Raw genomic sequence first — 10,535 nt, 5'->3', positions numbered from 1 at the left:
GCGCCGGCCTACGTGACCGCTGGGCTGTTCCTCCTGTGCGGTGTGCTCTCGCTGGTGATCGCCATCGTCAGCTGGGACGGCACCACGGACGCCAGCAGCGTACTGGCCGCGGTGATCGGCATCCTGGTCTCCAACGATGTCACCAATAACCTCGACTTCGGCATCTCGGTGACCATGACGGTGGCCTGCACGACGCTCACCTTCGCGCTGATCGCGTTGGCGCGCCTGGACTTCATGCGGTGGATCCTCGGTGTGCTGGGCGCGATCGTCGCCGCCTACTACGTCTTCGCCCTGATCCGGCTGCTCTCCCACGATGGCGCGAGCCTGATCGGGTTAGTGATCGGGGCGCTGCTGCTGTGGCTCGCCGCGACGGTCACGGCGTTCCTGCCGGCGACCGGGCGGGCCATGCGCGGCGCCGAGCGGCGGTTCGCGCCGCAACCGCCGCAACCGCCGCAGCAGGCTCCGCCACCGCAGTACTACGGCCGCTAGTGAAAGCCATGCGCGTCGGGATCGTGATCCTGCCCGAGCACCGCTGGGCGCGGGCCGCGCCGCGCTGGCGGGCGGCCGAGGCGTACGGCTTCGACCACGCCTGGACCTATGACCACCTCGGCTGGCGCTCGCTGGTCGACGGGCCGTGGTTCGACGCGGTGCCGACGCTCACCGCGGCCGCCCTGGTCACCGAGCGGATCCGGCTCGGCACGTTCGTGGCCTCGCCGAACGTCCGGCACCCGGTGACCTTCGCCCGCAGCCTGCTGACCCTGGACGACGTGTCCGGCGGCCGGTTCACGCTCGGGGTCGGCGCCGGCGTTCGCGGTGCCTACGACAACCTGGTGACGGGTGGGCCCGACCTGTCGCCGCGCGCCCAGGTGGACCGGTTCGCCGAGTTCGTGGAGCTGACCGACGCGCTGCTCACCCGGGAGCGGACCGATTTCGCCGGCCGGTACTACACCGCGGTGCAGGCCCGCTCCGCACCGGGATGCGTGCAGCGGCCCCGGGTTCCGTTCGTGGTGGCGGCGGACGGCCCGCGCTCGATGCGGATCGCCGCGCGGTTCGGCCAGGGCTGGGTGAGCACCGGCAAGCGCGGCGAGCCGGACCTCGACGCGTGGTGGGCCGTGGTGGCCGAGCGGGCGGCGCGGTTCGACGAAGCGCTCGCCGCACAGGGCCGGGACGTGGCCGGCGTGCACCGGTTCCTCAGCGCGGACTCCGCGCCCGTGTACTCGCTGACCAGCGTGGAGGCGTTCCGCGACGTGCTCGGCCGGGCGGGCGCGCTCGGCTTCACCGACGTGGTGGTGCACTGGCCGCGGCCGGACGGTCCGTACGCCGGGAGCGAGGCGGTGCTGGAGCGGGTGGCCGCCGAAGTGCTGCCAAATCTTGCTTGATCGCGTTGCCAAGCAACGTACCTCCAGGCTCGGGCGTCTTGAGGAGGGGAGGCGGGATGCCGGAGGGAGATCCGGGGGTAGGGGGCCTCCGTGCCAGCCGAGTCGGGAGGACCGGCCGGGCACGGAGGCCCATTCGGCCGCCAAGTACCCTGGCAGCCCGTGGACTCGGATGAGATGACTGATTATCGCGGCTTCGACCTGGTCGTCGTGGGCTCCGGATTCTTCGGCCTGACGATCGCCGAACGCACGGCCACCCAACTGGACAAGCGGGTGCTCGTGCTGGAGCGGCGCTACCACCTCGGCGGCAACGCCTACTCCGAGCCCGACCCGGAGACCGGCATCGAGGTGCACAAGTACGGTGCCCACCTGTTCCACACCTCGAACAAGCGGGTGTGGGACTACGTGCGGCAGTTCACCGAGTTCACCGGCTACCAGCACCGGGTGTTCACCACGTACCAGGGGCAGGCCTACCCGCTCCCGATGAACCTGGCGCTCATCAACCAGTTCTTCGGCCGCTCGTTCACGCCCGACGAGGCCCGCGCGCTGGTCGCCGAGCAGGCCGCGGAGATCGACACCGCGGACGCGCAGAACCTCGAGGAGAAGGCGATCTCGCTGATCGGCCGCCCGCTGTACGAGGCGTTCGTCCGCGGCTACACGGCCAAGCAGTGGCAGACCGACCCGCGGGAGCTGTCCGCGTCGATCATCGCGCGGCTGCCGGTGCGCTACAACTTCGACAACCGGTATTTCAACGACACCTACGAGGGCCTGCCGGTGGACGGCTACACCGCGTGGCTCACCAGGATGGCCGACCACCCGAACATCGAAGTCCGTTGCGACGTCGACTATTTCGACGTGCGCGAGCAGATCCCGCCGGGCACCCCGACCGTCTACACCGGACCACTGGACCGCTACTTCGACTACTCCGCCGGCCGGCTCGGCTGGCGCACCGTCGACCTCGAGAGCGAAATACTGACGGATTGCGGTGACTTTCAAGGCACCCCGGTGATGAACTACGCCGACGAGGACGTCCCGTTCACCCGCATCCTCGAGTTCCGCCACTTCCACCCGGAGCGGGAGAACTACCCGGCCGACAAGACCGTCATCGTGCGCGAGTACTCCCGGTTCGCCAAGGAGGACGACGAGCCGTACTACCCGATCAACACGCCGGATGACCGCGGCAAGCTCGAGCGGTACCGCGAGCTGGCCAAGGCCGAGGCCCGGCACCGCAACGTGATCTTCGGCGGCCGGCTCGGCACCTACAAATACCTGGACATGCACATGGCCATCGGCTCGGCCCTGACCATGTTCGACAACAAGATCGCCCCGCACCTCACGGACGGTGCGCCCCTCGACGGCTCCCTCGACGCCTGACCCCGCAGCGTACGGAGGCCGCCTGGACGTCCAGGCGGCCTCCGGCACTTCGGGCCCGATCAGTACTGGGTGAGCCGCAGCTCGGTGACCCCGTTGATCTCCTCCACCCACGAGCTGTACAGGTTGCCCTCCTTGACCGCGACCGTGCCGTCGGTGCGCAGCACGCCGATCCGGTTGCCGGCCAGCTGGACCTCGCTGACCCCGCCGGTCTGGTCGACCCAGCCCGCCCAGAGGTTGCCCTCCTTCACGGTCGCGACGCCGTCGGTGCGCACCACGCCGATCCGGTCCCCGGACAGGTCCGCCTGAGCCACGCCGCCGATCTGCTCGGTCCAGCCGGCCCAGAGGTTGCCCTCCTTGACGGCCAGCGTGTTGTCGGTGCGCACGATGCCGATGCGGTTGCCGGCGAGCTCGAGGTCACGCACGCCGCCGATCTGCTCGACCCAGCCGGCCCACAGGTCGCCTTCCTTCACCGTGACGGTGCCGTCGGTGCGCAGCACACCGATCCGGTTGCCGGCCAGCTCCAGCTCGCGGGCGTTGTTCATCTGCTCGGTCCAGCCCGACCAGAGGTTGCCTTCCTTGACCGCGACCGTCCCGTCCGTGCGCAGGATGCCGATCCGGTCGCCGGACAGCCGGAAGTCGGCGACGGCACCGGTCTGGTCGGTCCAGCCGGCCCAGAGGTTGCCCTCCTTCACGTGCAGCACGCCGTCGTTGCTCAGCACACCGATCCGGTTGCCGTCGATCTCGAGCTTCCGGACGTTCCCGCCGAACTCGTTGACCCAGTCCGCCCAGAGGTTGCCCTCCTTGAGCAGTACCGCGCCGCCGGACACGACGCCGAGCCGGCCGATGGCCTCGCGGGGCGCGGAGCCCAGGCCGACCGCGGTGACGAACGCGCTGATCCGCTGCCCGGCGATGAGGTTGCCCACCCGGCCGGTGCCGGAGGAGTACTGCACCGAGGAGGTCGTCGGCCCGGAGCCGCCGAAGTTGCCGTTGATGACCTGGATGGTGCCGTTCGCGTTGGACTGCGTGACCAGGCCGACGTGGTCGGCGTTGCCCACCTCGTTGGTGTGGTAGTTGAACACCACCGCGTCGCCGACCTGCGGCACGTACTCGCTGGAGGTGTGCAGGGTGCCGTTGTTGGTGCCGTAGGTGTAGAAGCTGCCCGACTCCGGGGTCAGGCCGGCCACGTTGACCCCGTTGTTGCGCCACACCCATTTAGCGAAGTCGGAGCACCATTGCTCAGGGGTACAGCTGGACTCGAAACCGCGGCCGCCGAGGCTGTTGGTGTCGCAGTAGTGCTTGCCGAGGTTGGCGCTGGCCAGGTTCGCCAGGTCCGGGCCGGTGGCCGCGGCGGCCGGGGAGGCGGCCAGGGTGGCGAGCGCGGCGGCGGCGACGGAGGTCATGGCTACGGCGGTGAGGGCACGGTTGATGAGTTTGACCGACATTTCTCTGCTCATTTCTGATGTGGGTTTGGGAATTGTCTGGGGCGGGGTCAGTGGCGGGTGCAGTTGATTCCGGCCGGCAGGGTGCCGCCGCTGTAGTAGCGCAGCGCCTTCTTGAAGTCGTCACAGCGCTCGGTGTCCTCGCGGGAGTCGTACGCGTAACCGATGGCACCGTCCACGCCACCCATGTCCAGGCGGTCGGCGAAGTAGTTGATGTTTCGGGCCACCGTCCAGTACCAGCGGGCTGCCGGAGCGCTCCACTGCAACGTCGCGAGGGCGTCCGGGTTCGCCAGGAAGTTCTGCCCGAAGTAGTCGCCGGCGGCGCGGTAGTTGAAATCGTTGGTGATCTGGATGAACCCGCGCCCGCGATAGGTCGCGCTGCTGCCGGCCTCACCCGCGTTGTACCGGAAACCGCTCTCGTTGCGCAGCGTCGCCAGGAACGCGGCCTTCCGGGCCGGGCTGGTGATTCCGGCGTTGCCCATCTCGGTGTTCAGGCCGGGCAGGCCGGCGGAGATCGTGGCCTCGTCGCCGAGGTAGCCGTAGATCGCCCGCAGGTCGGCCAGTGTCACCTGCGCACCGGGGACCGGCTCCGGGTTGGACGGTGGCGCCGAGGGCGGAGCGGCCAGGCGTAACGCGCTCACGCCGCCGATCTGCTCGACCCAGGAGTCGTAGAGGTTGCCTTCCTTCACCGTGACCGTGCCGTCGGTCCGGAGCACACCGATCCGGTTGCCGGCCAGCCGCACTTCGGCGGCGGCACCCATCTGGTTCACCCAGGAGGCATAGAGGTTGCCCGCCTTCACGGTGACCGTGCCGTCGGCGAGAACCACGCCGATCCGGTCGTCCGCGAGATCGAACTGGGTGACGCCGTTGGTCTCCTCCAGCCAGGGGGCGTAGAGGTCGCCCTCCTTGACCGCCAGGGTGTTGTCGGTGCGCAGGACGCCGATGCGGTCCGCGGTCAGCTCGAGATCCCGCACGTCGCCGGTCTGCTCGACCCAGCCGGCCCAGAGGTTGCCTTCCTTGACCGTGACGGTGCCGTCGGTCCGGAGCACACCGATCCGGTTGCCGGCGAGCTCGAGCTCGCGGGCGTTGTTCATCTGCTCGGTCCAGCCGGCCCAGAGGTTGCCCTCCTTGACCGCGACCGTCCCGTCGGTGCGCAGCACGCCGATGCGGTCCCCGGTGAGCCGGAAGTCCTGCACGCCGCCGATCTGGTCGGTCCAGCCGGCCCAGAGGTTGCCCTCCTTCACGTGCAGCACGCCGTCCGTGGTCAGGGCCCCGATCCGGTCGCCCGCGATCTCGAACTTGGCGACGCCGGAGAGCTCAGGCACCCAGGACGCGTACAGGTTGCCCTCCTTGACCGACAGCGTGCCGTTGGTCAGCACGCCGATCCGGTCGGCGCCGGCGGGGAGCTCGCCGGCCGATGCGGCGGGCGTGAAGAACACGGCGGCGCACAATGCCGATGCGGTGGTGGCCAGCATCAGCGCGGCGCGGCCGACGGTGGTGAGCCGTGCCTTGACGTTCATTATCGATCCCTTTCCTGCTTCTCGATGAGCCCGATGAAACGAACCGCCCGGTACCCGTGCGAGGTGTTTCCGTACGGGTAGGCGATGACCCGGTGAACCGTTCCCAGACCGCCGGCCTGCTCGAATCCCCAGTACGCGTCCCGGGCGGCGTCCGCCCAGCGGTCGAAAACCGTGGCGTGCCTGGTGCGGCCGGTGCCTTCGGTGCGCAGCAGCACGTCGCCGGCCCGCAGCTGGTGCTTGGCGATCGTCCGGCTGACCCCGGCGAGCCCGATCGTGTCGAGGCCGCCGTGCCGGTCCTGCGGCTTTCCCGGGAGCGCCCAGGCCATGGACACGTAGCCCGAGCAGTCCGTCCGGTAGGTTCCGTACTCGTTCGTGTGGAAATCGGTTTGGCTGTAGGCGACCGAGGGTCGCAACCAGCTTTGTGCGCGCTCAATTACCTGGCTTCTGGTGATCTGAATTCCCATTACCGGAGCCAGCCCGGTCGAGCGCGGAAACTCCATTCGTATCACCACTCCCGTGTCGAGTTCCTGGTCGATACGAGAAGGGTGACCGGCGCGGCTTCAGGTCGCCTGCAACCTTCCTGCAAACGACCGGGCGCGGGCCTGGAGGTTTTCTATAGGTCCGGGTGGTGGACGTGCGCGCGCCAGGTTTCCGGGGTGTGCGGCGCGAGCTCGGTGTGTTCCCGGGCCTGGGTGGCGGTGAAGATGCCCAGAGCGCGGGTCCAGTGGTCCGGGCTGTTCACCGCGGCGGCGAGGTCGCGGAGCGTGCGGGCTTCCCAGAGTGGGAGGCGGAGGTCCCGCCACTGACCGAGGGCGTCGGTGAGCAGCGTGGCGGCGCCAGTCGTGTCTCCGGCCGCCAGGGCGAGCTCGCCCTGGGTGCGGGTGATGAGGGCGGTGCCGAACCGGTCACGGTGGGTCGTGCAGGTCTCCCGGGCGCGGGCGAGGAGCTCCGGGACGGCGTCCAGGCGGCCCTGCCGGATGCGGGCCTTGGCCAGGGACTGCAGCGCGTAGGCGGCGCCGAGCGTGTCGCCGGCCTCCTCAAGGATCTTGAGCGCCTGCTCGCTGAGTGCGGCGGCGGCTTCCGCGTCACCGGCGGCGCGGCGGCACAGGCTGAGGCCGCGCAGGGCCAGCGCCTCGCCGCGACGGTCGTCGAGGTCGCGGTAGAGGGCGACGCACTCCTCCAGCGCCGCGGTGGCGGCGGTGAGGTCACCGTGGTCGCGGTGGATGGCGCCGAAGCCGTAGCGCGCGGCGGCCAGCACACCGCGGTCGCCGGTCCGGCCGGCGAGCTCCGCCGCGGCCTCCAGGCAGGCCCGTGCCTCGGTGAACTCGGCCAGATCCCGCTGCACGGTGCCGATGCCGACCAGCGCGACGGCGCGCACCGGATCGGCGCCGATGTCGGCGGCCAGCCGCAGGGCGTTCCGGAAGTGGGCGAGCGCGGTGGCGAACTCGTCGCGCTCGTAGAACAGCTGGCCCAACCCGGCCAGCACGGTCGCCTCGGCGTGCCGGTCGCCGGAGCTCACCGCGGCCCGCAGCGCCACCTCGTGCGACCGCTGCCAGCCGTCGAACTCGTTGCGCGCGGCGAACGGCGAGGACAGCAGCGACGTGATCAGCGTGGTGCTGGCCTCGTCCGCGCCGAGCTCGTGCGCGCGCTCGAGGGCCCGCACCACGGTCTGGGTCTCCGACTTCAGCCACCCGGTGGGATCGTCCGACACCTCGGCGGCGAGCCGGGGATCCAGCTCGACCGTCGGCGCCGGCGCGGGCCGCAGCCCGAGCGTGACCCGGGGCAGCCGGGCGGCACCGGTCTCCACCAGCGCCCGGAGCACCGCGAGCGCCCGGCACAGCGCCGCCCGCACCACGTCCTCCGGCTCGTGCCGCGCGGCCTGCTCGGCCCCGAACAGCTGGACGAGGTCGTGGAAGCGGTAGCGCACCCGGCCGATCGCGTCGATCCCGGCGATGTCCAGCAGCCGCAGGTCGACCAGGTGCTCGACCACGTCCTCGGCCTCGTCGAGGTCCACGTCGAGCAGCGGCGCGGCGAGCCACGCACCGAAGTCGGGCAGACCGAGCAGGCTCAGCAGGTGGAACGCCCGGCGGTGCGACCCGGCGAGCTCGGCGTAGTTGAGCTCCAGGCTGGACCGGATCGCCAGGTCGCCCACGGCCAGCTCGTCCAGCCGGCGGCGCTCGTCGGACAGCCGGGCGGCGAGCGTGCGCAACGGCCAGTGCGCGCGGGCCAGGAGCTTCGCGCCGGCCACCCGGATGGCCAGCGGGACGCCCGCGCACAGCCGGGCGATCGTGGCCGCCGCCTCCGGCTCGGCACCCGTCCGGGCCGCGCCGACGATCCGGCCGAGCATGTCCAGCGACGCCGTGGCGGACAGGATGTCCAGCTCGATCGGCTCGGCGCCGGCCAGCCCGGTCAGCCGGGACCGGCTGGTGACGATCACCAGGCAACTCCCGGACCCGGGAAGCAGCGGCCGCACCTGCTGCTCGCTGCGCACGTTGTCCAGCACGATGATCACGTGCCGGCCGGCGACGGTCATCCGGTAGAGCTCGGCCCGCTCGTCCGGGTCGTCCGGCAGGTCGGCACCGGCCACCCCGAGCGCGCGCAGGAACCGGGCCAGGACGTCGGCGCTCTCCACCGGTTTGCCGGCCCCGTGCAGGTCGGCGAACAGCACGCCGTCCGGGTAGCCGGCGGCCAGCAGGTGCGCGCAGTGCACGGCCAGCGCGGACTTCCCGGCGCCGCCGACGCCGGACACCACGATCACCGGATGGGTGGCCGACCGCGCGTAGGCCCGGATGTGTGCCACCGCCTCGTCGCGCCCGGTGAAGTCGGCGACGTCGGGCGGCAGCAGGTTGGGCGCCGTGACCTCGGGTGGCCGCGGCGCGGGCAGCGTCGCGAGTTGCGTCGCGGGCTGCTGTGCGGCCGGCGCGGCCAGCGTTCCGTCCAGGATTCGGGCGTGCAGCTCGCGCAGCGTGGGCCCGGGCTCAACCCCCAGCTCGGCGATCAGCTGCTCGCGGCCGGCCCGGTAAGCGGCCAGCGCGTCGCCCTGCCGCCCGGACAGGTACAGCGCGCGCATCAGCAGGCCGCGGCCCTCTTCGCGGAGCGGGTGCGCCGCGGTCAGCAAGGTCAGCCGGGACACCGCGGCCCGGACCTGACCCAGCGCGAGTTCGCAGCGGGCCAGCCCCTCCTCGGCCGCCAGCCGCTCGTCCTCGAGCGCGCCCGCGCGGCTGCGGGCGAACCGGGCGTCCACCCCGCCGAAGGCCGGACCCCGCCAGAGCGCCAGGGCCTGCCGGTGGTGCTCCGCGGCGGCGTTGAAGTCCAGCTCCTGCTCGGCCTGCCGCGCGTCGTCGCGGTACCGGGTGAAGAGCACCAGGTCCACGTTCGCCGGATCCACGTCCAGCAGGTATCCGGGCGCCCGGGTGACCAGCGCCGACTGCGCGCCAACCGTGGCGAAACCCCTGCGCAGCAAGGAGACGTAGGTATGCACGAGGGCGACCGCGCTGGACGGCGGGCGCTCGTCCCAGATCAGGTCGACCAGCCGCTCGACGGACACCACGTGCCGGGGCTCCAGCAGCAGCGCGGCCAGCAGCGCCTTGGGCTTGGGGCCGCCGAGGTTCACCGGAACGTCGGTGCCCAGCACTTCGACCGGACCCAGCGCACCGACCCGCATGTCACACCCCCAGAGGACGACCCACCCAGTATCGCGATGTGCGCCCGGCTCGTCACGCCCCTGATTTCAGCGGCCCGGGTAGCGGGTGAACCAGTCCGAAGTGGACGGTGGGTCGGCGCCGAGCTCGGCCAGCAGGTCGGTGGTGAGCTGCTCGATCACCTCGCGCAGCTCCAGCTCGTGCAGCCATTCCTTGGGGATGCCGGCGGTGCCGTGGAGGGCGCCGAGGATGTTGCCGCAGATCGCACCGGTGGCGTCGCTGTCGCCGGAGTGGTTGACCGCCAGCCGCAGGCCGTCGGCCAGGTCCTCGGCGACCAGCGCCGCGCACACCGCGATGGCCAGCGCCTGCTCGCCGCGCCAGCCGCCGCCGAGCGCGTACGCGATCAGCTCCGGGCTGGGCCGGCCGGCCGCGGCCAGCTCGACGGCCGCGGTCAGGGCGAGATCGGTCTCCAGGTGGCCGGGCCAGCGGGCCAGCTCCGCGCACGCCGTTTCGATGGCGGACAACAGCCCGGCACCGAGCAGCAGCTCACGCACGATCACCGCGAGCGCCCCGCCGGGCAGGTACCCGGTGGGATGGCCGTGGGTCAGCGCGCCTAATCGGGCCGCGGTGGTGAACACCGCCCGCGGCGTGTCCGCCCAGAGCGCGACCGGGGCCAGGCGCATGACCGCGCCGCAGCCCTTCGCGTCGTTGTGCGGGTCCTCCGGTGACGGGCTGCCGGCCCCCTCGGCGAACGCGGTCAGCGCGGCCAGCACCGCGGTTCCGGGGGCCCGCCGGCGGTGCAGCTCGCGGTGGCCGACCAGCCAGCCGTCGGGTCTCCCATCGCGGGCGAACACCCCGCCGGCCCGGTCCCACGGCACGCCCTGGGTGAAAAGCCAGCGCTGGTAGGCGTGCTGCACGACGCGCACCACCGGATCGGGGTCGCTGTCCAGGCGGCCGGCGACGTGCGCCCGGATCAGCCCCTCCATGGTGAACAGGGTCAGCTGCGTCTCGTCGGTGATCTTGCCGCGCCCGCCGTGCGCCCCGGCGAAGTCCACGATGCCGGCCGGACCGAAGGTGCGCCGGATATCGTCGATCGGCAGGAACTCGACCGGTGCGCCGAGCGCGTCACCGACCGCGCCCGCCAGCATCGCGCCGATCACCCGGTCCCAGTCGATCATTTTCACC

The 10,535-nt window shown here is 71.7% G+C and carries 8 protein-coding genes; 3 read left to right on the top strand and 5 right to left on the bottom strand.

What is annotated here, in order from left to right; translation table 11 throughout:
- The 3 genes from VGR06_RS00575 to glf form a co-directional block, all read left to right on the top strand.
- Nucleotides 1-489 (top strand): hypothetical protein (locus VGR06_RS00575; RefSeq protein ID WP_327556906.1); only part of this gene is annotated, 489 nt, incomplete at its 5' end.
- Nucleotides 490-497: 8 nt separating this feature from the next.
- On the top strand, nucleotides 498-1,379 hold the full coding sequence (locus VGR06_RS00570) for an LLM class flavin-dependent oxidoreductase (protein ID WP_327556905.1): 882 nt from the start codon (nucleotides 498-500) through the stop codon (nucleotides 1,377-1,379).
- A gap of 174 nt (nucleotides 1,380-1,553) precedes the next feature.
- Nucleotides 1,554-2,750: a UDP-galactopyranose mutase gene (glf, locus tag VGR06_RS00565; protein WP_327556904.1), complete on the top strand. Its 1,197-nt coding sequence runs from the start codon at nucleotides 1,554-1,556 to the stop codon at nucleotides 2,748-2,750.
- A gap of 59 nt (nucleotides 2,751-2,809) precedes the next feature.
- Here the strand turns inward: glf and VGR06_RS00560 are convergent, their stop codons facing one another.
- The 5 genes from VGR06_RS00560 to VGR06_RS00540 form a co-directional block, all read right to left on the bottom strand.
- Nucleotides 2,810-4,192, bottom strand: a complete 1,383-nt coding sequence (locus VGR06_RS00560; protein WP_327556903.1) for a CHAP domain-containing protein — start codon at nucleotides 4,190-4,192, stop codon at nucleotides 2,810-2,812.
- 47 nt (nucleotides 4,193-4,239) lie between these two features.
- Nucleotides 4,240-5,709 carry a glycoside hydrolase family 19 protein gene (locus VGR06_RS00555; protein ID WP_327556902.1) on the bottom strand — a complete coding sequence of 490 codons (1,470 nt, stop codon included), beginning with the start codon at nucleotides 5,707-5,709 and terminating at the stop codon, nucleotides 4,240-4,242.
- Nucleotides 5,709-6,209: a hypothetical protein gene (locus tag VGR06_RS00550; RefSeq protein ID WP_327556901.1), complete on the bottom strand. Its 501-nt coding sequence runs from the start codon at nucleotides 6,207-6,209 to the stop codon at nucleotides 5,709-5,711. Before VGR06_RS00550 ends, VGR06_RS00555 begins: the two co-directional genes overlap by 1 nt.
- A gap of 113 nt (nucleotides 6,210-6,322) precedes the next feature.
- On the bottom strand, nucleotides 6,323-9,373 hold the full coding sequence (locus VGR06_RS00545; RefSeq protein WP_327556900.1) for an AfsR/SARP family transcriptional regulator: 3,051 nt from the start codon (nucleotides 9,371-9,373) through the stop codon (nucleotides 6,323-6,325).
- Between the two features lie 66 nt (nucleotides 9,374-9,439).
- Nucleotides 9,440-10,528, bottom strand: a complete 1,089-nt coding sequence (locus VGR06_RS00540) for an ADP-ribosylglycohydrolase family protein (protein WP_327556899.1) — start codon at nucleotides 10,526-10,528, stop codon at nucleotides 9,440-9,442.
- Nucleotides 10,529-10,535: the final 7 nt, after the last annotated feature.

The sequence above is a fragment of the Actinophytocola sp. genome (assembly GCF_036002505.1).
In the GTDB taxonomy this organism is placed as follows: domain Bacteria; phylum Actinomycetota; class Actinomycetes; order Mycobacteriales; family Pseudonocardiaceae; genus DASYTH01.
This window is presented reverse-complemented; position numbering and strand designations above follow the sequence as displayed.

Bases quoted from the DNA above. Each gene is read 5' to 3' on its own strand.
- VGR06_RS00570 (WP_327556905.1), top strand. From the start codon at position 498: ATGCGCGTCGGGATCGTGATCCTGCCCGAGCACCGCTGGGCGCGGGCC.
- glf (WP_327556904.1), top strand. From the start codon at position 1,554: ATGACTGATTATCGCGGCTTCGACCTGGTCGTCGTGGGCTCCGGATTC.
- VGR06_RS00560 (WP_327556903.1), bottom strand. From the start codon at position 4,192: ATGTCGGTCAAACTCATCAACCGTGCCCTCACCGCCGTAGCCATGACC.
- VGR06_RS00555 (WP_327556902.1), bottom strand. From the start codon at position 5,709: ATGAACGTCAAGGCACGGCTCACCACCGTCGGCCGCGCCGCGCTGATG.
- VGR06_RS00550 (WP_327556901.1), bottom strand. From the start codon at position 6,209: ATGGAGTTTCCGCGCTCGACCGGGCTGGCTCCGGTAATGGGAATTCAG.
- VGR06_RS00545 (WP_327556900.1), bottom strand. From the start codon at position 9,373: ATGCGGGTCGGTGCGCTGGGTCCGGTCGAAGTGCTGGGCACCGACGTT.
- VGR06_RS00540 (WP_327556899.1), bottom strand. From the start codon at position 10,528: ATGATCGACTGGGACCGGGTGATCGGCGCGATGCTGGCGGGCGCGGTC.